At 51.4% G+C, this 21,580-nt stretch carries 18 protein-coding genes; 11 read left to right on the forward strand and 7 right to left on the reverse strand.

Annotated features, from left to right (window positions below; translation table 11 throughout):
- Positions 1 to 34 precede the first annotated feature (34 nt).
- Both D568_RS0116025 and D568_RS0116030 read left to right on the forward strand, forming a co-directional pair.
- The gene (locus D568_RS0116025; RefSeq protein ID WP_020210619.1) at positions 35 to 217 is read left to right on the forward strand and encodes a hypothetical protein; all 183 of its coding nucleotides are present in this window, start codon (positions 35 to 37) and stop codon (positions 215 to 217) included.
- Positions 218 to 427: 210 nt separating this feature from the next.
- Positions 428 to 718 (forward strand): hypothetical protein, encoded by a 291-nt coding sequence (locus D568_RS0116030; RefSeq protein ID WP_020210620.1) that lies wholly within the window; start codon positions 428 to 430, stop codon positions 716 to 718.
- Between the two features lie 88 nt (positions 719 to 806).
- Here D568_RS0116030 and D568_RS22065 read toward each other — a convergent pair whose 3' ends face one another.
- Complete coding sequence (locus tag D568_RS22065) at positions 807 to 4,139, reverse strand: ExeM/NucH family extracellular endonuclease (protein ID WP_020210621.1); 3,333 nt, start codon at positions 4,137 to 4,139, stop codon at positions 807 to 809.
- A 152-nt stretch (positions 4,140 to 4,291) separates the two neighbouring features.
- Entirely contained in the window at positions 4,292 to 5,308 is a 1,017-nt protein-coding gene (locus D568_RS0116040; protein ID WP_157497934.1) for an AraC family transcriptional regulator, read from the reverse strand.
- Positions 5,309 to 5,447: 139 nt separating this feature from the next.
- Between D568_RS0116040 and lpxC the strand changes: the two genes are divergently transcribed.
- A complete protein-coding gene (gene lpxC, locus D568_RS20450) occupies positions 5,448 to 6,368 on the forward strand; it encodes a UDP-3-O-acyl-N-acetylglucosamine deacetylase (protein ID WP_020210623.1) in 921 nt (306 codons plus the stop codon).
- A gap of 385 nt (positions 6,369 to 6,753) precedes the next feature.
- On the opposite strand, the gene D568_RS0116055 is transcribed toward lpxC, so the two are convergent.
- Positions 6,754 to 7,305 carry a hypothetical protein gene (locus D568_RS0116055; protein ID WP_020210625.1) on the reverse strand — a complete coding sequence of 184 codons (552 nt, stop codon included), beginning with the start codon at positions 7,303 to 7,305 and terminating at the stop codon, positions 6,754 to 6,756.
- Positions 7,306 to 7,810: 505 nt separating this feature from the next.
- On the opposite strand from D568_RS0116055, the gene D568_RS20455 reads away from it, so the two are divergent.
- Positions 7,811 to 9,793, forward strand: a complete 1,983-nt coding sequence (locus D568_RS20455; RefSeq protein ID WP_020210626.1) for a sialate O-acetylesterase — start codon at positions 7,811 to 7,813, stop codon at positions 9,791 to 9,793.
- Positions 9,794 to 9,865: 72 nt separating this feature from the next.
- On the opposite strand, the gene D568_RS21240 is transcribed toward D568_RS20455, so the two are convergent.
- Positions 9,866 to 11,506, reverse strand: a complete 1,641-nt coding sequence (locus tag D568_RS21240) for a polysaccharide lyase family 7 protein (protein ID WP_051084084.1) — start codon at positions 11,504 to 11,506, stop codon at positions 9,866 to 9,868.
- Between the two features lie 173 nt (positions 11,507 to 11,679).
- On the reverse strand, positions 11,680 to 13,416 hold the full coding sequence (locus tag D568_RS20465; protein ID WP_051084085.1) for a polysaccharide lyase family 7 protein: 1,737 nt from the start codon (positions 13,414 to 13,416) through the stop codon (positions 11,680 to 11,682).
- A gap of 1,070 nt (positions 13,417 to 14,486) precedes the next feature.
- Between D568_RS20465 and D568_RS0116075 the strand changes: the two genes are divergently transcribed.
- The 5 genes from D568_RS0116075 (at position 14,487) to D568_RS0116095 (ending at position 18,062) form a co-directional block, all read left to right on the forward strand.
- Positions 14,487 to 15,641 carry a glycoside hydrolase family 19 protein gene (locus tag D568_RS0116075; protein ID WP_020210628.1) on the forward strand — a complete coding sequence of 385 codons (1,155 nt, stop codon included), beginning with the start codon at positions 14,487 to 14,489 and terminating at the stop codon, positions 15,639 to 15,641.
- 99 nt (positions 15,642 to 15,740) lie between these two features.
- Entirely contained in the window at positions 15,741 to 16,961 is a 1,221-nt protein-coding gene (locus D568_RS0116080; protein ID WP_020210629.1) for a nucleoside recognition domain-containing protein, read from the forward strand.
- Positions 16,962 to 16,995: 34 nt separating this feature from the next.
- Complete coding sequence (locus D568_RS0116085) at positions 16,996 to 17,331, forward strand: glutaredoxin family protein (RefSeq protein ID WP_020210630.1); 336 nt, start codon at positions 16,996 to 16,998, stop codon at positions 17,329 to 17,331.
- A 60-nt stretch (positions 17,332 to 17,391) separates the two neighbouring features.
- The gene (locus D568_RS0116090; protein ID WP_157497935.1) at positions 17,392 to 17,847 is read left to right on the forward strand and encodes a hypothetical protein; all 456 of its coding nucleotides are present in this window, start codon (positions 17,392 to 17,394) and stop codon (positions 17,845 to 17,847) included.
- Entirely contained in the window at positions 17,847 to 18,062 is a 216-nt protein-coding gene (locus tag D568_RS0116095) for a helix-turn-helix transcriptional regulator (RefSeq protein ID WP_020210632.1), read from the forward strand. Before D568_RS0116090 ends, D568_RS0116095 begins: the two co-directional genes overlap by 1 nt.
- A gap of 136 nt (positions 18,063 to 18,198) precedes the next feature.
- Here D568_RS0116095 and D568_RS0116100 read toward each other — a convergent pair whose 3' ends face one another.
- The gene (locus tag D568_RS0116100; RefSeq protein WP_020210633.1) at positions 18,199 to 19,065 is read right to left on the reverse strand and encodes a YicC/YloC family endoribonuclease; all 867 of its coding nucleotides are present in this window, start codon (positions 19,063 to 19,065) and stop codon (positions 18,199 to 18,201) included.
- 107 nt (positions 19,066 to 19,172) lie between these two features.
- On the opposite strand from D568_RS0116100, the gene rph reads away from it, so the two are divergent.
- On the forward strand, positions 19,173 to 19,895 hold the full coding sequence (gene rph, locus D568_RS0116105) for a ribonuclease PH (protein WP_020210634.1): 723 nt from the start codon (positions 19,173 to 19,175) through the stop codon (positions 19,893 to 19,895).
- A gap of 59 nt (positions 19,896 to 19,954) precedes the next feature.
- On the opposite strand, the gene D568_RS0116110 is transcribed toward rph, so the two are convergent.
- On the reverse strand, positions 19,955 to 20,725 hold the full coding sequence (locus D568_RS0116110; protein ID WP_020210635.1) for an exodeoxyribonuclease III: 771 nt from the start codon (positions 20,723 to 20,725) through the stop codon (positions 19,955 to 19,957).
- A gap of 208 nt (positions 20,726 to 20,933) precedes the next feature.
- On the opposite strand from D568_RS0116110, the gene pyrE reads away from it, so the two are divergent.
- Positions 20,934 to 21,575: an orotate phosphoribosyltransferase gene (gene pyrE / locus D568_RS0116115; protein ID WP_020210636.1), complete on the forward strand. Its 642-nt coding sequence runs from the start codon at positions 20,934 to 20,936 to the stop codon at positions 21,573 to 21,575.
- Positions 21,576 to 21,580: the final 5 nt, after the last annotated feature.

Here is a 21,580-nt window from a genome sequence, read left to right on the forward strand (position 1 = left end):
CATAGTATAAAGCACCGCTAAGGAGAATTTTGCGATGAAACTCATGACCCGCTTGCTGATTGTAATCGGCTGCTTTTTCGGCGCTATCGCTTGCTATGTTTTTGGCATTCCGGCCGGGGGCGCGATCTTTTTTGGTATGGGTCTTATACTCGAGGCGCTGTTTTGGACCGGATTGCTTTCCGTTGGCAGAAGAAAAGTAACCGAACCTGCACAATAATGTGTATTGATTCTGATTGGCGGACTAAAGAGTCCGCGTCATTACGGCTTAAACGATATTGGTTTAATGCATTCCGATTTAGCGGTTGACCCTCAGAGGGTGTTTAACAGGGCCGTGTTCTTTTTTAGTGTTTCTTTCATACCTGATTTATATCAAGCCTCCTTGCCAGAAGACGATTTACCATAGTGTCTTTTAAACACAGGGCTGGATATGGCTTACAAAAAAATGGCGGGTACTTGCGCGGTGTTTATTGATGAACACGACACAAAAAGCTCTGCGCAGGAGCGCGATGGGTTGAGTTGGTCGGCGCAGGAGCTGCATGTGCAAGACATACCCGCACAACTGACGCGCAAAGAGCCCATGCAAAACAGTTTGTTGTTGGAAGGGTTGGAAGATTACGACCCGCCCAGTCACGGTGATGTGCGGTTAATGCAGTGTATGGCTTCGGACTTCGTGTATATTGCCCCGGCCAAAGCGTGGGTGCAGTATTCCAGCCGTTAGCTGGTTATTTAACAATTCACCTGCGGCGCGGCGGCGTTGCTACCCTTAAAAAACAAACCCGCCAGCGGTGCCGCTGGCGGGTTTTCGGTTAATCGCACTTAGCCGTTATGACTCCCGCTAAGGCGCTGTTCCATTGGTTGAGTCCATCACCTGTAATCCAATCGTTACGGTCACCGTCCGCGTATTTAACGGCTTTATCTAAAAAGTGACAGGCTTGCTGTTGGCGGTCGCGGTTATCAAACCATTGTGCTTTCTCTAGGGTAACGTAATAGAGCAGGGCGTTAATGGATTGAATCACAGACCAGCGGCCGTTGCCTTGCAGTTGGCCGCTGAGCAACATTTCGCTGAAGCGGTTGATTAACTCTTCCAGCGTTAGACCCTGGCTTTGCAGTTGCAAGCCCACGATTAACGGATCGTGGTCTGAACTGCGATAAGCCGTATTGCCGTTGAAATAGCTGGCGTCGCGCTGGTAATCCAGGTTGTAGTCGAGGGCGTCGGCTTCATCGGCGTTAATGTTCCAGATGGCGTGGCCCGCCAGTTTATCGGCAAGGGTGCTGCTGAGCAGAACATAATCCAGGGTGCCGGTTTGGCCATCGAAAACATAGGAGTAATCGCTGGCCGTTTCCGGGTTTACATAGCCGTGATTTAAAAGGTACTGCAGCGGCGCTTCGGCGGCGTAGGCGTTCAGGTCACCGGCGATGGCAATCTGGTCCGTGTCTATGCCCGTGGGTGAGGTGTCCAGCCAATTCACCAACGCGGTGGCGGCGTCCAGGCGGCGCTGATTCCAGAAACCGGCGCCGTCGTTTTGGTCGTAATTAATATCGCCGCTGTCTTCCAGGCTGGAGCTGCCTTTGGATTTAAAATGGTTGGCCACCAGAGTGAAGCGCTCGCCGGATTCGACGTACTGAAAGCTTGCCGCTAAGGCGACGCGGTTGGTGGCTGGGCCGTTAAAGATAGGGTTGGCGTTAAAGTCGCGCGTGGCAAACACATCCAGGCTGGCGGCGGCCGAGTCGTTCAGCAGGGCCGGGGTGCTTGCTTCGGCCAGGCTTAAGCTGTCGGTTTGATAAATAATTGCCACCGCAATGGCATCGGTGCCGACAAACTGTGAGCCCGGGTAAACATAATCGTAAGTCTGGTTACCCAGCTCGGCGTTTACCGCATTGACTAAGGTTTCCAGTGCGGTGGAGCCGTCATTGGTGTTATCAAACTCATTTTCAATTTCCACCAGCGCCAGGGCGTCGGCATCCAGTTGCACAATGGTGTTCACCAGTTTTTGTTGCTGGCGCGCCAGTTCGTCGGCAGAGTTGGCGCCGCGAGGTTCCATGCCCACAGCGGTGTTGCCGCCGTTGTCCAAAGTGGTGAAATAATTCAGCACATTCAGCGACGCGAGTTTGATATTGCCCGCTGGCGAGGGGGCGGAGGGGCGTGATGTGTTGCTCACCACCTGATTGCTGTCATCGCCGTTGGCACGCACCCGCCAGGTCGCCCCCGAGGCAGCGTTGCCCGCCCATTTGTAATCCAGCACGCCGGTCAGGTTGCTGATGGTGTCGCCCATGCGCGGCGCGGTGGCTTCGCTGTAGGGGGAGAAACCGTCCAAGTTGTTTATGCTGGCGTTTTGCTCGTTTAAACCATCGTCGTACACAATGCTGCGTGCGCCCAGGTTTTCTAAGTGCGCTTGCAGGCCGCTGACGCTGGGTGCATTCAGCTGGGTAAACTGCATGGGCCGCTCACCGGCGATCAGTCGCACTTCATTAAAGCGGTCCAGCTGGTATTGCTCGGTAATGGTAAGGGTGTCGGTAAAGCGGACCAGCATGCCTTCGTAGGCTTCTAAATCTGGCTGGTAGTTGCCGTTCTGACCCTGGGTAACCGCGCTGTTGTTGGCCAGAGAAATACTGGCGGGCGTGATTTCGCCCAGTGCATTGCTGGCAATAATCTGCAAATCGCTGACGTTGGCAAGTTGGGTTTCGCCGTAGTATTGATCCACCCGCGCGGTTAAGCGCACCTTATCCCCCAGGTTGATGTCGGTATCGCTGTGGTACACAAACACGCCTTCGGAGCTGGCCGGGTTGCCGTCTTCATCGCTTGTTTCTTCTTGCAGGTAAAAGCCGTTTAAGTTGCGGCTGTCGTCGGCATCGCCATTTTGAAAATCGCCCACTACGATGGCTTCAACAGTAACGATTTGATTCATCAACGGGCTTACGTCGGTTTCACCATAGCTGTTGCTGCCGTAAGTGTCGGGGGTGCCCTGAATGGCCGAGATTAACGTCAGCTCGGCCACTGCTGGCTCGCAGTTATTGGCGCTGCCGGGAGTGGGCGCGGCCTGAAGGTAGTGGTCGGTATTGCGTGCGCCACCGGCGCCGTTTTCGCAGCGCTGGTTTGAGTCCACTGCGCTGCCGTTCGCGGCGCTTTCGTTTACTTGCGCTTGGCCGTTATTGAGCAGTGCGAGCAGTTCGGTATCGTCGGCATCGTTGGTGCCGTATACCAGAGCATCCACAATATCGCTGGTGGGCAGGGCGCTGCCGTTGGGGAAGCTGCTGGCTGGGGCTTTAACTAACACGACCGCGTCGGCACCATTTTGCAGGTTATTGCCATCGCCGATGGCTAGGTCAACATTCGCAACCCCAGGGTTGCCCAGTACAAAGTAGCCTTCGCTGTTGGTGCTTTGGCCGGTCAAATCAAAGGCGGCGTAGCTGGTATCGCCATTGCCGTTGTACAGCACAAGCGTGAGTGCGCTTAAGTCGGTATCGCCCGCGCCGCCATCGTACAGCTCGACAAACTCCAGCACATCGGTGCCCTCGGTGTCGGCGTCCAGTTCGTTGATGATAATGCTGGCGGGGGCCGGCGTAGTGCCACCGCCAAAGCTGCCGAGCGGAATGGGGGAGCTTGCGCTGGCGTTGGTGGTTTGGTTGTCCAGAGCGTTGGCACCGCTGTACAGCCAGTCGCTGGCGTTAAATTGATCGGCCGCCGCTGCGCCGTCTTTGCGGTAGGCCCAGCCGTCCAGGTAATCCCATTCAGTGCCTGAGCCGTCGACGTCTTGTGCGCCAAACACATCAATAACGCTGCCGTTGTAAAACAGCTCAATCGCGTCGTCGCCGTTAATGCTGGCAACGCTGCCGGTGTAATTTGGGGCATAGCCAAAAAAGTCGCTAAAGCCAACATCTTCGCTGGCGATGGTGATAAAGGTGCCCGCGGTGATGGCGACGGCGGGGAACACAAACTCCTCGCCATCGCTGCCGCCGCCGTTGTTGGCGCTGCCTAATCCGTATTCGCTTAAGTCGGCAATGTCGGCGGTGGCGTAAACCTCGATGCCCTTGGGCAGGCCGCCCGGTAACGGACCATCAAAGACGGAGGTAATGAGTAAGTCAGCGTTAGCGTGACTGGTCACCATGGCGATGGCGGCTGCCAGAATTCCTTTTTTCATAGAGCACCTAAATAATTAAGACGTGTGTGGATGCGACGTGCGTCGGTTTGCAGACGCTTCGTGCAGGCGCTCCATACAAGCAGATAAAAGTGACAAATTCTTAACGCGGATATGGCAGTTTGAGGCAAGTTTTATGACAGTGCTCCAAAGTGTTAACTGGCAGACTGTTGGGCCCTAACGTTCAGGGTGCGGGTACGAAACTGGCTGGGTGATGCACCAAACCAGCGTTTAAACGCGCGACTAAAACTGGCCTGATCGCCATAGCCCAGTAAATAGCTGATTTCACTCAGCGAATGTTCGTCCAATTCCAGATAGTGCTTGGCCAGTTCGCGGCGGACTTTGTCCAGCATTTCTTTGAAACTGGTGTGTTCTTCACTTAAGCGGCGCTGCAAGCTGCGGGTACTCAGGGCAAGCTCGGCGGCGACGCTGTCTTCATTGACGGTGCCTGTGGGTAAACGTTTGGCGATGGCTTGTGCGGCGCGCGCGCGAATATTGCTGTCGGCAACCTCGCTCAAGTTTTTCAGCGCGAGCTGTTCGTTCACCAGCGCCAGCTGCGAATTGGCCCCTGGTAAGTGAATGTGCGCCTGCTGGCGGTCGATGTTGATGTAACTCATTTGGCGGCCAGAGTGAATACGACAGCCAAAAAATTCCTGTACCGCTTTGGAGTGCTTGGCCGATTCACCGGATAACCCCAGCTCCACCGGCGTAAAGCTGGGCCCTAATAAAGTACGGCACATAACCGCTACAGCCGTTAACCCAGCCAGATTTGCAGCGCCATGTGAGCCTTTATGGGGTTGAATGCTCAGCCGATACGCCGTGCCTTCGGTGCTCAGTGTGGCGACGATACCACTGTTCACCAGCTGTGCATAACGCACTAATCGCTCGAGTGCCGTGTGCAGGGTTTCACTGGCTAACCAGGCAAACCCCAAAGCATTAAAGGACGTGGGGTGCCAACGTTGGCCCACAGCCAGGCCAAAGTCCATTTTCGAGTAACGGGCTTCGCCCTCTTTCCAAAGTTCATGCATGGCGCTTGTCGGGTAGCGGCCTGTTGGGTCCGATAGTAAGGCAGGGTCTAAACCTGCAATGGTAAATACACTACGGCTGTCGATACCGTCGTCTTGCAGGGTTTCCCAAATCAGTTGCGCCCAGCTGGTCAGCGTTGTGTCCATGCCTGTACTCGGTGAAAAAAGTTTAGTGTAAGCAAAAAAAAGCCGCTTGGCAGCAAATGCAAAGCAATTGGCGCGATCAGACAAAACAATTGGGCTGTGCAGTCATATCCTGACATTGTACCGAACAGGAGGTAACAGGATGAAAACACAGTACTACCAACACACCATTAATACTCCCTTTACCTGCTTTGGCAGAGGCTTACACACTGGTGTGCCCGTGGTTATGAAAGTATTACCCGCCGAGGAAAATACCGGCCGTACCTTTGTGCGCCGCGACTGCCTGAGCGGACAAAACGAAGTTCGTGCTATTTGGTTTAACGTGCGCGACACTCGCCTTAGTACCAAAATTGGCAATCGTTTTGGTGTTACCGTGAGCACCGTTGAGCATGTGATGGCGGCTTTTGCCGCGCATGGGGTGGACAACGTAAAAATTGTTTTGGACGGTCCGGAAGTGCCCATTCTTGAGGGCAGCTCCAGAACCTTTTCAGATTTGATTCTGGCCTCGGGGCTGAAACGGCAAAAAGCGCGTCGTCGCATGATTGTGGTGCGCCGCCCGGTTGAAGTAAACCATGGCGATAAATGGGGGCGCTTAAAAGCCGCTACCGAAATGTCGGCCGACATGACCATTGATTTTGATGCGAAAGTCATCGGCAGACAAAAACTAAGCGGTATTAAAATGGATGAAGACACTTTTATCCGCAGCATACGCGATGCACGAACGTTCGGTATGATGGAAGACGTAGAGAATTTAGCTCGAAACGGTTTTGCTCGCGGTGCATCTCTTAAAAATGCCATTGTTGTGAACGACGATAAAGTCATGAACCCTGAAGGGTTGTTCTACCCCAATGAGTTTGTACGCCACAAAGTCCTCGACTTGTACGGTGATTTGGCCATGGCGGGTGCTCCCATTATTGGCCATTTCAGCGGGTATAAAAGTGGCCACCAAGTTAACGCTGAGCTTGTTAGTCAGCTATTAACGGACTCCAGTAATTTTTCATTTGTAGACGCGGAGTTGGCCGAGCGTTTTTGGCAGGACAGTCGTATGCGTGATATCGCGTAGCCGTGCCCGCATGCTGAAAATAATGTCAAAATTATAACGTTCTATAGGAGAAGCAGTTGCTCTTGGTGGCCGCTTTGCTGCACTTGATACAGAATAAACAGTACGAAATAAAAGCCTGTTTATTTATTCGTTGTTTAAGAATAGACGCGGTTAACTATTTTTTACTCTACGGAACAAGCACTGCTTATCCGAACAATGAATTTGATTCATTCGCTCTGGAGCCTTAAAGCACTTATAGATCACTTTACCTTGGCGTCTTTTGAAAGTGAGTGAAAGAAATGCACCGCTAACAGCTGCCAAGGGTTAAGGCTGAATGTACAACAGATTAAAGATAGCCAAAATAAAGCCCGCGCATTCAAGCGGGCTTTATTGCAAATAAAACCATCTATTGGCAAATCATACTGGTGATGTCATCAATGGTTAAGTCGGTTGCTCTGTCTGGGGTAAGGCGGAAAGATACGCCACCTAAGGTTAGCGACATACTGCCGCCAGCGGAAATTCCACCCGCTTTTATTCGGGTAATTTCATCGCCGGTCATTTCCAGTGTGACCGTGTTGCCACCGATATTAATGGAATAATCACCGGACGACTCTGCATTCAGGCTGGACCCGGTAATGTCTGCATTTACATCACCTTCTACTGCCACTCGGTAGCAGTTATCACCGGCATCAGCGCCATCGCCTAAGTAGTTGTAGGCCGTTAACTTACCGCTGGAATCAATATAGTAATAATTTTTATCCGTGCCAGAAGACGTATCGTACAGTCCCATAATTTCATTGAATTCTGTAGATTCAGAACTGGCAACGCTTGAAGAACTTGACTGAGTAGTGGACGTCACGCTGGAAGCGGATTCGCCAGAAGAGCTGCCTCCACCTCCGCCGCACGCAGAAAGTGTCAGGGCCATAAGCGCAGTCATTAACTTGGCATTCATATGCATCTTGGTCTCCATGTTATATAAGACACACCAGTGCCGTGCGCATTAACGCACAGAATAAATCAAAAGGAGGGAAGAAAAACTGATGTGTAAAAAAGGTAGGTTTCATCCTGAAAATTATTCTCGTATCCATACTACGGAAATTTGGCTAGCGCCAAGCAATAGAATAACGCAGAGATTGGCTGGATTCAATATAGGTGAAAAAACTACGCTACTTTTAATCAGGTACTCGCATTATTAGAATTTTTTCTTCGTATTTTGCTGGCGCGTCACGGTGCAAATGATCCACTGGATTAAAGGTTTTCAGCCGTCGTTCGAAAAACCAATTGGCATTGATAAAATCCACCGCTCAGCTCGCGTTTTGTCTCTGGTTTTACGGCTCTTTTAAACGGACGAATCGTCAAGGCTTGGGTCAATACTGGGGTTTGCATTTGTCAAAATCGCCGTTTTCAGTGACGCGCTTTTGTTTTAATATGGTCAAATCGACCATAAAAGATAAGAACAGGCTATGAAACTCACTCCATTAATCACCTCCATTTTCGGCGCCAGTCTGTTGGCTGTGCAGGCTTTTGCCGATGTAACCCCCAATCGCTTAATCACCTCTGGCGCCGTGTTGCAGCGCGATCTGCCGCTTACGCTCTGGGGTAGCGCCGATGCCGGTGAAGATATTCGGGTGCAGTTAAATGGCGAAGCCATTGGCCGCTTTAAAGCGAATGCAGACGGTCACTGGTACTGGGAGGGCGAGGCCTACTCCGCTGGCGGGCCCCATAAGTTGGTGATTGAGGGCGATAACCGCATTGAGCTAACGGACATCTACTTTGGCGATGTCTGGCTGGCCGCCGGGCAGTCCAATATGGAAATGAAAATGTCCAACGTTAAAGAGCGTTATGCCCAGGAGCTGGCCGCGGCTGACAACCCTCGTATTCGCCACTTTCAAGTGCCGAAAAATGCGGTTTACGACGGCCCCGAATACGATTTAAACGGTGGGGAGTGGCTGGCCGCGACCCCAGACAACGCCCTTAATTTTACCGCCGTAGGTTACTTTTTTGCCCGTCAGATCGAGCGTGCTCAAGACGTGCCCGTGGGGATTATTATGAATGCTTATGGCGGCTCGGGCGCCCAGGCGTGGATGAGCCCGGAGGCGTTAAAGCACTTCCCCCACTATGTGCAGCAGGCCGAGCGCAATGCCGCCCCTGGTTATGTGGAAAACGCCAAAGCAAAAGACAACGCCACTACCAACCCCTGGTATGAAAACTTACACAAAGCTGATGCGGGTACTCACGCAAGTCCTGCCTGGTCAGCCGAAGCCATTGACGACAGCGATTGGCAAGAAATAAGCCTGCCCGGTCAGTGGGCCGACAGTGGCATAGAAAATTTAAGTGGTGTGCTCTGGCTGCGCAAAACCATCACTCTACCAGCCGGTGCAGCGGGCAAGCCCGGTATGCTGCGCCTGGGCCGGATAGTGGATGCCGATACCGCGTTTATTAATGGTCAGCAGGTGGGCAACACGACGTATATGTACCCCCAGCGCCGCTATGAGGTGCCCGCAGGTGTGTTAAAAGCCGGGGTCAACACCATTGTGGTACGCGCTGTGACAAACGCGGGTAATGGCGGTTTTGTTAAAGACAAACCCTACCGCCTTGAGCTGGGCGATACCCAGATTTCATTGGAAGGAAGCTGGCGCGCGCGCGTAGGCGCCAGTGTAAGCCCGGCCCCCTCCCGTGAGTTTTGGGATATGAGCCAGCCGGTGGGAATTTATAACGCCATGCTCGCTCCTATTACCCCCATGCAGCTCAAGGGCGTGATCTGGTATCAGGGTGAGAGCAATGCCGGTAAGCCCGATGAATATGCGACATTGTTGCCCACTATGATTCGCCAGTGGCGCGCCGAGTTTGGCCAGCCAAAGCTGCCGTTTATTTATGCTCAGCTGCCAGGCTTTGGCGAGCCGGTTGAGGCGCCGGTGCAGAGCGGTTGGGCCGAAATGCGCCAGGCGCAAACCAAAGTTTTGTCCGAGCCCAATACTGCCATGGCCGTGACGATTGATTTGGGCGAGTGGAATGACATACACCCACTGAATAAAAAGCCCGTGGGTGAGCGTTTGGCTCTGTTAGCGCGCCAGCAGGTGTACGGCGAAACTCGTCTACAGTCCGAAGCGCCTGCGCCTTATGTTATGCAGGTGAGTGATGGCAAAGCGTTTATCAGCACTGTGCACGCGTATCGTGGTTTAAAAAGTAAAGGCGGCAAGCCGGAGGGTTTTGCGATTGCCGGTAAAGACGGTGAGTTTGTTTGGGCTGAGGCCGAGCTGGATGGTGACTTAATTCGAGTTTGGAGTGACGAGGTAAAAGAGCCTGTACAGGTTCGCTACGCCTGGGCGGATTATCCACAGCGCGCGAACGTGTACAACAGTGCTGGCTTACCGTTGATGCCTTTTGCGCTGGAAGTAAAACCGAACAACATCCAAGCATCTTCAGCGGCCATTGAAAATCCGTAAAGCCAACGGCGGGCACACATCACTTAATAAGCCGTGAGCGATATACTCACGGCTTATTTTATACAGTGACAGTTAATCTGCTATACGTGTGTAGCTTACGTTGGTCATGGTGACGGTAGATTCGGTAATGCCTAAGTCGGTAAAACACTGGGCAAAAGATTCTGAATTGCCGGGCTCGCCGCAGTTTTTCCGCGTGTAGGTATTTTGCGATTGCAGGTAATTGCCAAACTTAAAGTAAGAATCCGCATCATCCTCCACCGGAATACCAAAGGCACGGCCCATACCATAGACGGTGACATAGCCGTAATCGTTCACCATTTTAAAATCGAAGCTATCGCCGCTGCGAATGGTGCCTAGGGCGTACTTTTCTTCTTCGCCATCGGTATTGCGCAAACGTACGTAGACATCAAAAATGCCGTTTCCGGCCACACTGTCGTCAAAGCCAGACTCTGAGGAGTCGGACACGTACAGTTTCATAATGGTGCCTAAGCCGCCGGCATGATGCTGAGCGATAATGGTTTTTCCGGCATCGGACATTTCTACTTTTACGTCTGCCTCAAACACTTCATACACGTCGGTCATGGCAACCCGCAGGCTTTGTTTAACTTTGTATTCCTGGCGCCAACCGTTGCCATTTGGCGATATATACTGAGCCTCAAGAGGCACAAACACCAGTGTCGATGAATTGACCAGCGGATGCGGATTGGCACCTTCCAAATCGAAAATGCTGCCGTCGGTAATATTAGCCGGGATTTCGTCATTCCCGGGGTCACCATTACTCTCGCCCCCACCGTAAACCTCGACCTCGGTCAGATTAGTCCAACTGCTGCCCGATGTGTTTTCAAAGGTTTTAATTCGCAGTTGTTTGGCATCAATGTCAGTAATGTCGAACACTTCAATGTCTGCCTTCGAGCCGCTACTGATATCATCGTAGACTTTCGTCCAGCTACCGCTAGTGCCCGGGCGAGCATAGACTTCAAACGTGTAAACGCGAGAATCTCCGCGCCCCCAGGCAATGCCAAGCTCGGTTACTCGGCTGACTTCTTCTAGCTCAACAGTCAAATTAACAGGCGAACCCGAAGCAGCCCATCGAGACTCCCAACTAGTACTTCCGTCAATGGCGTTTGCTGCAGGATAATTGTTGTGACTGCTGTCGTCATCAAACGCGGTAGCAATGGCAAGGGTATTGTCGTTGCTGTCTTCGTCTGGGTCGTTACTGTCATCTACACGAAACAGCTGCCATTGCTGATTAATGTTATCGCTGTTGGAACTCCACAGATAAATGTCTTGTCGGTTGGCCGCATCGCCTCCCCCATCGAGAGAGAACTCTTGCGCACCACGTTTTGCGAAACGGTAAATTTCGCTGCTCGGATACACCTTAACTTTAGCAAAGTGCTGGTCGTAATTACTTTCATCGCATTCTTGTAAGGTGACGGCTTGTTGGCGTGAGGCGCCGCTACCAGCATCCCAACAGAGGTTGGTGTTCTCTTTTTTATAGGCGTAGTAGCCATTGCCTCTGTCTAGTTGAACCCAATGCTGGTTAAGGTTAGTGAGATTGGTTTCCCATAAATACAATTGCTGGCCCGTCTGGGCGCCGCCATTACCATCGATAGCGTGTCCAGTGCCGTGCTTTTCCATAACAAAAGTGGCCGCCTGGGACAGGCTGCCAGTAACGGCGAGAGAAGCGGCGAGTAAAAATTTATACATCGTCATCGTAGTCAGTACCTATTGTTATATCTAGCCGATAAAAACTCATAGAAAGGGCGCACAGGGCTGTCTGCCTGCGTGCAGGGTCTAAATTTAAAAAGTAAGGAGAAAGTCACCCGATCACAGGCGAGTGTGATCGGGTGAGAAGATCATATTCGGCCCGTGGGCCGGAACTTCAATTACTGATGATCTACCCAGAAGTCATAAACAACCACTTCGCCATAGTTATCAGATTTTCCGGTTTCGCTGCCTTCTTTCTCGGCGTTACTTTGAGTGTAATTACCGATTTTGAAATAGGCATCGCCGTAGCTGCGGTCCATCACATAATCATTAGAACCGTCGCGCACCAGGTACTGGTCCGCATTGCCCGAGTTATAAGCACTTTCCAGGTTGCCGTCTTCACTGTAGTAGACGTAGTGTTTGCCATCGATTACTTCAAAGATAACCTCGTGGTTGGTACCCAGGCTATAGTTGTTGGTAACGGTGACATCGCTACGCAATTTACCGCCGTTAAAGCTCAGGAATAAGTGCGAATCTTCTAAGCGCAGCACCAGGGCGTCATCAATACCCTCGTCCTTGTTGCCGTGAATTTGCGTGGCAACCAGGTGGCTTTTGACAATGGGTAGGTGCGTAATGGCTTGCTTAACATAGACGACATGCTGACCCGACGTAGTCCAGTAAATATCTTTACTGCCATCGGCTTCGCGTTCGCGCAGCTCAGAGCGAATATAGCTGGAGTTAGGTGTAGTGCCGTTGCCATCGCGCACCGGAGCGAAGAAGACAATACCGTTGCCAGCGTCGTTTACATAGAAGTACTCGTTGTTATCTTCACCACACAGAGTTTTGTCTTCAACGCCGTCAGGGTAAGTGATTTTCCACTGGTTGCAGTTGCTCATCAAGTCAGAGGGAACATTTGCTGAACCCGGGGGAACGTTGCCACCGCCATTGTCTCCACCACCGTTATCACCGCCGCCAGAGCCGCTTCCCTCTGCGCCGTACACTTCGACTTCAGTAATGTTTGTCCAGGTGCTGCCTGAGGTATTTTCAAAGGTTTTAACACGAATCTGTTGCGCTTCTATATCGGTAATGTCAAACACTTCAATACCGGCAGTAGAACCGCTGCTGACATCATCGTACACCTTGGTCCACGATCCGCTCGTACCAGGGCGCGCGTAAATTTCAAAAGTATACGCACGAGAGTCACCGCGACCCCAGGCAATGCCCACTTCGGTAACTTCGCTAACCTCTTCTAACTGAATGGTTAAATTAACCGGTGAGCCAGACGCCGCCCACCGTGATGCCCAGTCAGTATTGCCGTCCACCGCTTTAGAGGCGGGGTAGTTGGCGTGGCTGCTACCGTCATCAAACGCGGTGTCTACAGCGAGTTTATTATCGCTTGAGCCCCCTCCGCTGGTGCCTCCGTCATCCACTCGAAAGAGCTCCCATTGCTGGTTAATATTGTCGCTATTCGAGTTCCAAAGATAGATAGACTGTCTATCAGCAGCACCACCGTTACCGTCTAAAGAAAATCCTGCCGCGTTGCGTTTTTGAAACCGATAAACTTCGGTGCCATCGTAAATTTTTACTTTGGAAAAGTGTTGGTTGTAGTTTCCGGCATTGCATTCCTGCAAAGTAACTGCTTGGTTGCGCGCTCCGCCGCCGCCAGCATCCCAGCAGAGGTTGGTGTTTTGTTTTTTGTACGAGTAATAACCGTTCCCTCGGTCCAGTTGTACCCACTGTTGGTTGGCGTTATTGAGGTTGGTTCCCCAGAGGTAAATTTGTTGCCCCACTTGAGCACCACCATTACCGTCGATTGAATAACCCGTGCCATATTTTTCAATGACAAAGGTGGCTGCATGGGCATAAGTACCTGCAGAAGCTATAGAAGCTGCGAGAATGTACTGAGGTAGTTTCATGGATCTTGACCTATTATTCGTGTGATGAAAAATAACAGGCGATTAATTTTTAGGGTGCAATACCCACAACATAAACCTGGCTGATGTATGTTTAAAATGATCGCCTGCTGGAGACGAATACAAGGCACTGGTCGAATTGGATGAGAACTTCAGATCTTTATTTATTGTGTTTTAAAACGCTATTAATAAGCTGATTTAAGACCTACATCACCCACATGCAACGTCGGAAAGGGAGCCTACACGATTTTTTCTGGTTGTATAACAGAGATTCAAATATTATCTCAGAGTGTTTCTTTAACTGTTACTTTTGGAATCAGGTGTAACATAGGGAAGAGACAAAAATTAGAAAAATATTATTTGTTTGGAGAATATGAAAAAGGATAAATTATATCTGTTAGATATGAACGATGCGTAAAGCTGGCGTTGTTTAACAGATTGATTTCTTATTTGTGATGCTTGTCATACGGTTGTTATATTCAAAGTGACAGTTACATTTTTCCTGTCGTTTTTATTTTTAACAACAGGATTTTTGTACCTCGACTACCAGTGCGGTGCTTAATGCAGTTGGTTGCCGATAGCGCATTAACATTGAGCATCAATGGATGCCTATTTAAGGTCGAGAAAGCGCGGTATAGCGGTGGTGGTGAGTATGTCTAACACCACAATAGAGGCGACAAGCTTAATTAACGTAGAGCCTTGAATATTGTTGGCGCGGAAAGGAAAGTCATCAGTAAACCCTGCTCTACTTTATATACCACAGGGAATAACCGCACGAGTTTTATCTACCCTTGCACTCTTTTGTCCGAAGGATGACGAACTAAACGTTTTAGCCTGGGGCAGGGCTGTTTTGGGACGCTGATCGTATTTTGGCTATACTGATTTTGACAACGTTGTCTAAGTGGCGTAGTTTGAATCCGCGCCTATGCGTCCATAACGCTATAACAATAGAACACCGTCTTTGTGCAGATGATGCCCACGTCTGTAGCAGCAGTAAGACATCCCTCCCGTTGTGGTGAAGCTCGCTGATGTATAGCGGTTAAAAACTCCAAATACACAGAAAGGAAATCACTATGAAATTACGCTCTTTATGGGTGTCAGCTTCGCTGGCTTTATGTTTTAGCGCCTCAGCTCAGGCTTACAATTGTTCGGGCACGTCTCAATATGTTGATGGCAGTGCCTACAGTAACGGTGCTGTGGTGAAAAATAATAACGCGGCTTATCAATGCAGTGTGAGCGGCTGGTGTTCTATCGGCGGGCCCTACGCTCCGGGTGAAGGTTGGGCCTGGACAAACGCTTGGAATGATCTTGGTGGCTGCGATGGCTCTGGTAGTTCATCCTCTGTGAGCTCGTCCAGCTCATCGGTGAGTTCCAGTGTTTCATCTATCAGCTCCAGCAGCTCGTCCGTTGGCGGTGGTAATTGTCCGGTGTGGTCGTCAAACGCAATCTATTACGCGGGTGACGTGGTGTTGTATCAGGGCTCTTACTATCTTGCAGAGCACGATAACCCCGGTTATGACCCAACCATCAGTACCTGGTTTTGGGAGCCAACACCCTCATGCCCCGGCGGCAACGGCAGTAGTTCTTCATCAAGCGTGGGTGGTGGTAACGGTTTCTCCTCTATCGTGAGTGAGGCGCAGTTCAACCAGATGTTCCCCAACCGCAACGGCTTTTACACGTATGCGGGTTTGGTGAATGCGGCGGCCACTTTCCCGGCCTTTGCGACTACAGGTAACCTCACCACACAAAAACGCGAGGCGGCCGCAGCGCTGGCGAACTTTTCTCACGAAACCGGCGGTTTGTATTACATTGAGGAAATCGCTAAAGGTGAATACTGCTCGGGCGGCGCTACAGCCTGCGGTGTATGTGCACCGGGTAAACGCTACTACGGTCGTGGGCCCATTCAATTGAGTTGGAATTACAACTACTGTACCGCAGGCCAGGCTCTTGGCTTGGATTTGTGGTCCAACCCCGATCAAGTCGCGCAAAATGCCACGACGGCTTGGCGTACCGCCTTGTGGTTTTGGATGACCCAAAGTGGCGCGGGCTACCGTCCGGCGCACCAGTCTATGGTGAACGATCAGGGCTTTGGTGAAACCATTCGTACTATTAATGGTTCGCTTGAGTGTAACGGTGGTCACCCCGCTCAGGTGCAAAGCCGCATTAATCTGTACCAAGACTTCACGCAAATTTTAGGCGTGACTCCGGGCAGCAATCTCGGCTGCTGATTCAGGATGACTGCTGGGCGCAAGGATGCGCCTTCCCTCCTTTGCCTCTTCCGCGTTGTATACTGACGGCCTTTTGCGTGATTCGTATAAGGGTGTATTTTGCTGAATAGAATCTGGGCTGGCTTAATTTTTATTTCCTTGTTGTGGGGCATTGGCGCCAGCTTATTGGGCGAGCCTCAAACAGCCGATGCGTTAGTTGCATCGCTGTTTGAAATGGCCGCACTGGCGACACAGATTTGCCTGGGTTTAATTGGCGTTATGTGTTTTTGGTTGGGGCTGATGGAAATAGCCAACGTGAGCGGCTTAAGTGCAAAACTGGCCGCGGGGTTAGCGCCGCTGTTCAGTCGGTTAATGCCCGAGGTGCCGCGTGGTGATAAAGCCATCAGCAGCATCAGCATGAATATGGCGGCCAATATGCTGGGCCTGGATAATGCCGCTACGCCTGCGGGCATTCAGGCCATGCGCGACTTGCAAGTGCACAACCAAACCCCGGCGATACTCAGCAACGCACAAATATTATTTCTGGTGATCAATACCTCATCGGTGACACTAATACCCACCACCGTTTTTGTATACCGGGCGCAACTGGGAGCGGCGGCGCCTACCGATGTTTTTTTGCCCATATTGCTGGCCACCAGCTGCTCTACCTTAGTCGGCTTACTGACCGTCGCCTGGATACAAAAGCTAAAAATTCTCTCGCCCGTGGTACTGGCTTATTTTATAGGTGCAGCGTTACTGCTGGGCGGTTTGCTGGCGGCCAGCGTTGCCGACGGTGAAATCGGTAAGCAATCGGCTGTGGTGGGTAATTTGACCCTGCTGATGCTTATTGCGGGGTTGTTTGCCTATGGTTTTTTTCGTCGCGTGAAAATGTACGATGCCTTTATTACCGGGGCAAAAAACGGATTTGATATTGCTATCAGTATTATTCCCTACCTGGTGGCCATGCTTTTTGCACTTGGTCTTTTGCGCGCCTCTGGCGTATTGGAATTGCTGCTGGAGCAGGTGCGCGTTCTGGTCGCGTTTTTTGGTGGTGACACCCGCTTTGTTGATGCCTTACCCACCGCGATTATGAAACCTTTCTCCGGCTCGGGTTCACGGGCGTTAATGATCGAAACCATGGAAACCTATGGCGCCGATTCTTTCGCCGGGCGTCTGGCGGCGGTGTATCAAGGCAGTACCGAAACCACCTTTTATGTGTTGGCGGTATACTGTGGTGCGGTCGCCATTACTCGTACCCGTTATGCGCTGCTATGCGCGTTAATTGCCGATGGCGCGGGTATGTTTGCTGCGACGCTACTGGGTTACTGGTTTTTTGCGTAAGCTTCTATTCACTTAATAAGTATCAAGGAAAGAGATGAAACAACTCTTCTTTTTAATACTAAGCGTTGCCCTATTAATGAAGGTGGGCTGGGTGCCCAATCCTTTTGTGCCCGAGGCTGAAATCGCTGCAGGCTATGAGGGTGAGGTGGTGCTTTATGCCACCAGCTGGTGTGGCTACTGCAAGAAAACCCGTGAGCTGTTACGCGACCATGGCATCGCTTACACCGAGTATGACATCGAAAAATCTGTGAAAGGCGAGCGTGACTATAAAGCGCTAGAAGGCCGCGGCGTGCCGCTGATGGTGATCGATGGAGAGGTGGTGCGAGGCTATGATCCGAAAAAAATTTTAAAGCTTGCAAAAGGGATTTAAAGTTAATCTGTTGACATATTAAAAATATTTGACATGCTTTGAATTGGTCGCTAACATTCAATGTTAATAATACTTAACATTGAGGGTAAGGTGATGGGCTTTCAAGAAAAATCTGCCTGGGTGATGTTGGCGACCTTGGTGCTGACCGCTGCACTGTACTTTTACAACGTGTTGTCTCTTTCTACTGCCGATGGTTTGGCGCCGCCGCTGTTGCCGGTACTGTTGGTGTACACCGTTATATTGGTGGTGATTGCAGTGGTGGGTCATATTGCGGCCGCGCTGATGTCGCCAAAAGAGGCCAATGCCGCACCGGATGAGCGTGAAAAACAAATAGCCGACCGCGCAGAGAGTCAGGCCGGGCGGGTAATGGGCTTTTTAATTATGTTATCGCTGGCGGTGTACTTATTTTCCTACAGCGGCCATTTATTGTTTTACGGTGTTTTCGCCAGTTTGATTATCGGCCAGGTGGCGGAGTATCTGTTGCAAATCGTTTACTTTCGCACGGCGAGTTTGTAATGGCGAAAAAGTTACCCATTGGCAATCGGGTGCGTGAACTGCGCGAAGCCCACGGTGCGATGACGCAGTCCGAGCTGGGTGATGCCGTGGGTGTCACGCGACAGACGGTGGCAGCGATTGAGCAGCGACGATACTCACCCACCTTAGAGACAGCATTCCGTATCGCTCAAGTTTTTGCGGTGCCCCTGGAAGAGGTGTTTTACTGGCAGGGTTAGAATCGACGCTCTGGGGGACTCTTTTTCTTTGAGAGCGGAGGCTGGTATCGTTTGTCCGTACCAGATTTGACTCCGACAATGATCGGTTCTCTTGAGTGTCTGAGCGCCCGACGAATAGGTAAACTCGCGTTACGCACTATTCAATATTTTGGATCTGTTCACGCATTTGTTCAATTAACACTTTCAATTCAACCGCAGCTTGTGTGGTTTCGCTGACGATGGATTTGGACGACAGCGTATTGGCTTCACGGTTGAGCTCTTGCATAAGAAAGTCCAGGCGTCTACCCAGAGAGTTTTTTTGCTTTAATGTGCGCCGCACTTCTTGAATGTGCGTGTCCAGTCTGTCTAGCTCTTCGTCAACATCGGCCTTTTGCGCGAGCAGCACTACTTCCTGTTCTAAACGATCCGGGTCTAGCTCAATTTGCAAGGCGCTGATTTTTTCCAGCAGCTTTTCGCGCTGGTTGGCGAGTATTTCAGGTAGGCGCGATCGAACATCCTTCACTTGCTGGCCAATGGCCTCTAAGCGTTGCTCAATAAACCCGGCGAGTTCTGCACCTTCACGGGTGCGGTGCTCAATGAGCTGGTCGAGCGTCTGTTCGTAATGGCTAAGGGCATTTCGCAGTAAAGCCTCTTTGTCGGTTTCCTGGGCGGCTTGTACCCCAGGAAAGCGGAGAACCTCAAGAGGATTAATGGGGGCGCAATTGGGCAGTTGCGCGCTGATTCTTTGGCAGGCGTCGGACAATTGTTTTAAGCGCTCTGCATCCAGGCCGATTTGGCTGCTGCCACTGTGCTCTGGTAGAAAATGCAGACTGAGCTCGACTTTACCGCGTTGTAGTTTCTTTCGGGTCGTCTCGCGCAGAGCGGTTTCAATTTCGCGGAATTCTTCCGGTAGGCGTAAATACATTTCCAGATAGCGGTGATTGACGCTGCGCACTTCCCAGATCAGCGTGTAATCAGAATATTTGTGTTCGGTACGGGCAAAGCCGGTCATACTGCGTGGCATGGAACTTCCTCTGCTGGCCGCTGGCCTGGTGCGGTGCTTAGACGTTAACATGTGATAGTACCATACACGACGGCGACTTAACGCCGTCCCAATACAGGATTTGAAGTATGCAAAGACCCAGTGGTCGCCTCAGTAATCAGTTGCGTGATATCAAAATAACCCGCAACTTCACTCGTCATGCCGAGGGTTCGGTGTTGGTCGAGTTTGGTGAGACTAAAGTCATTTGTACCGCGAGCGTTGTGCCGGGTGTGCCGCCATTTTTACGTGGCCAGAACCAGGGTTGGCTTACTGCTGAGTACGGTATGCTGCCACGCTCTACCGGTACGCGCATGAATCGTGAGGCGGCCCGGGGTAAGCAGGGTGGCCGTACCGTTGAAATCCAGCGCTTGATAGGCCGTTCTTTACGCGCTGCGGTGGATTTAACCAAGCTGGGTGAAAACACCTTGCACATCGACTGTGACGTTATACAGGCCGACGGTGGAACCCGCACTGCCTCGATTACCGGTGCCTGGGTTGCAGTAGCCGACGCCATGGCCTGGATGCAGAAGCAGGGTTTGGTAAAAGAAAGTCCGTTGCTGCGCGCAATTGCCTCTGTGTCTGTGGGTATTTATCAGAGCGAGCCGGTATTGGATTTGGATTACCCAGAGGATTCCAACGCCGATACCGATATGAACGTTGTGATGGCAGACGATGGCGGCATTATTGAAATTCAGGGTACTGCCGAGGCCGAGCCTTTTACCGAGCAGGAGTTTGCGGCGATGTTAACCCTTGCCAAAGAAGGGATTGCCGAGCTGAACAAGTTACAGCGCGAAGCGCTGGCAGCGGGATAAGAGTTAGGGGCCGACGGTGAACGCTGTATTCGTTCACCGTCGGCTTTGCCCCCCATGCCTTACAATTCCATATCGTAATCGACAATCACCGGCAAATGGCTGGAGAACTGGCCGTTTTTGTAAATAGCACCATACTCCACGCGCTGGCCAATCGCGTTGGAGGCCACTTGGAAGTCGGTACGCCAGCCGGGGCCTGTACCGATTTTTCCGCTGGGCCACCAGCTGTATTCATCCGGGTCGCGAATGGCGCGGCGGAATGCGTCCACATAGCCAATCTGATTGAACAGTTGGCTCAGCCACTGGCGTTCGTGGGGTAAAAACCCTGATTCACTTTGCAGTGCGTCTGAGTCCGTGACGTCGCGGGGGGTATGGGCCATTTGCCAATTGCCGCAAAAGATATACTCGCGGCGTTTGCGAGTAATTTTATCCATGTGAGCTTGCAGGTCATCAAAAAACTTAATTTTCACTTCCTGGGACTCGACTTCCGAGCTGGCGCTGGGGGCGAGTAGCGAGCCAATGCTCATGTGTTCGTAATCCACTTGCAGATAGCGGCCTTCCATATCTACGCCCGACGAAAAACCAAGCCCAAAGATCAGTGCTTTGGGCTGTTTGCGGGTATAGATGGCCACACCGTTATAGTGCGGTGTTCCAGAGTCGAAGAAATACGCGAAGTAGCCTTCCGGGTGAAAAATATCGTCGTCCAGCTCGTATTCGAGTGCACGTAAATCCTGCAGGCAGATAATGTCAGCGTCCTGACTGTCTAGCCATTCGTACAGGCCACGTTGCGCCGCCTGGAATATGCCATCGACGCTCAGACTGATAACTCTCATGTTAGCCCCTTAGTTGCGGACTGTGTATGATACCCGAGCCGGAAGCGGTTGTGGTATGGGTTGGCAAGAGACCCACGGTTTCGGCGTGATTTTTTAACATTTTTTTATGATTTCTGGTTAAAAAATCGCCTCCAGAGCGGCAGTGCGCGCCGCGCGCGTTTCATTATAATAGCGCGTTTTGACGAAATCTCTACAAGAAGGCCTCAATATGAAAGATTATCAGCGTGAGTTTATCGAGCTAGCTATTGCCAAAAAGGCGCTCTTATTCGGTGAGTTTACTCTGAAGTCTGGTCGTTCGAGCCCTTATTTCTTTAATGCGGGACGTTTTTTTCAAAGCGGCCAAGGTTTAGCGGCACTGGGAAGGTTCTATGCCCAGGCGATTGAGGACGCAGGGGTAGAGTTTGATTTGATTTTTGGCCCTGCCTATAAAGGGATTCCTTTGGCCAGTGCTACCGCCGTGGCCTTGGCCGAGCATCACAATAAAGATGTGCCTTATTGTTTTAACCGAAAAGAAGCGAAAGATCACGGAGAGGGCGGTACGCTGGTAGGAGCCCCGCTGCAGGGCCGAGCGCTGATAGTGGATGATGTGATTACCGCCGGTACCGCCGTGCGAGAAGTGATGGAGATTCTGACCGCCGCCGGTGCTAAACCTGCGGGGGTAGTGATTGGCTTAGACAGGCAAGAGCGCGGTAAAAGCGAGCTTTCAGCAATCGGTGAGGTGGAGCGCGACTACCAGATTCCTGTGGTAAACATTATTACTCTGGGCGATATTATCAGCTATCTTGAGCAACAGGGTGGTTCTGATCGGCTAGAGGCTATTAAAAACTACCGTGAGAGCTACGGCGTGTAGCGGAG

It is taken from the genome of Gilvimarinus chinensis DSM 19667 (assembly GCF_000377745.1).
GTDB classification, from domain to species: domain Bacteria; phylum Pseudomonadota; class Gammaproteobacteria; order Pseudomonadales; family Cellvibrionaceae; genus Gilvimarinus; species Gilvimarinus chinensis.

What these genes read in the sequence shown, in the direction of transcription:
- D568_RS0116025 (WP_020210619.1), top strand. Translation starts at nt 35, where the DNA reads ATGAAACTCATGACCCGCTTGCTGATTGTAATCGGCTGCTTTTTCGGC.
- D568_RS0116030 (WP_020210620.1), top strand. Translation starts at nt 428, where the DNA reads ATGGCTTACAAAAAAATGGCGGGTACTTGCGCGGTGTTTATTGATGAA.
- D568_RS22065 (WP_020210621.1), bottom strand. Translation starts at nt 4,139, where the DNA reads ATGAAAAAAGGAATTCTGGCAGCCGCCATCGCCATGGTGACCAGTCAC.
- D568_RS0116040 (WP_157497934.1), bottom strand. Translation starts at nt 5,308, where the DNA reads ATGGACACAACGCTGACCAGCTGGGCGCAACTGATTTGGGAAACCCTG.
- lpxC (WP_020210623.1), top strand. Translation starts at nt 5,448, where the DNA reads ATGAAAACACAGTACTACCAACACACCATTAATACTCCCTTTACCTGC.
- D568_RS0116055 (WP_020210625.1), bottom strand. Translation starts at nt 7,305, where the DNA reads ATGCATATGAATGCCAAGTTAATGACTGCGCTTATGGCCCTGACACTT.
- D568_RS20455 (WP_020210626.1), top strand. Translation starts at nt 7,811, where the DNA reads ATGAAACTCACTCCATTAATCACCTCCATTTTCGGCGCCAGTCTGTTG.
- D568_RS21240 (WP_051084084.1), bottom strand. Translation starts at nt 11,506, where the DNA reads ATGACGATGTATAAATTTTTACTCGCCGCTTCTCTCGCCGTTACTGGC.
- D568_RS20465 (WP_051084085.1), bottom strand. Translation starts at nt 13,416, where the DNA reads ATGAAACTACCTCAGTACATTCTCGCAGCTTCTATAGCTTCTGCAGGT.
- D568_RS0116075 (WP_020210628.1), top strand. Translation starts at nt 14,487, where the DNA reads ATGAAATTACGCTCTTTATGGGTGTCAGCTTCGCTGGCTTTATGTTTT.
- D568_RS0116085 (WP_020210630.1), top strand. Translation starts at nt 16,996, where the DNA reads ATGAAACAACTCTTCTTTTTAATACTAAGCGTTGCCCTATTAATGAAG.
- D568_RS0116090 (WP_157497935.1), top strand. Translation starts at nt 17,392, where the DNA reads ATGTTAATAATACTTAACATTGAGGGTAAGGTGATGGGCTTTCAAGAA.
- D568_RS0116095 (WP_020210632.1), top strand. Translation starts at nt 17,847, where the DNA reads ATGGCGAAAAAGTTACCCATTGGCAATCGGGTGCGTGAACTGCGCGAA.
- D568_RS0116100 (WP_020210633.1), bottom strand. Translation starts at nt 19,065, where the DNA reads ATGCCACGCAGTATGACCGGCTTTGCCCGTACCGAACACAAATATTCT.
- rph (WP_020210634.1), top strand. Translation starts at nt 19,173, where the DNA reads ATGCAAAGACCCAGTGGTCGCCTCAGTAATCAGTTGCGTGATATCAAA.
- D568_RS0116110 (WP_020210635.1), bottom strand. Translation starts at nt 20,725, where the DNA reads ATGAGAGTTATCAGTCTGAGCGTCGATGGCATATTCCAGGCGGCGCAA.
- pyrE (WP_020210636.1), top strand. Translation starts at nt 20,934, where the DNA reads ATGAAAGATTATCAGCGTGAGTTTATCGAGCTAGCTATTGCCAAAAAG.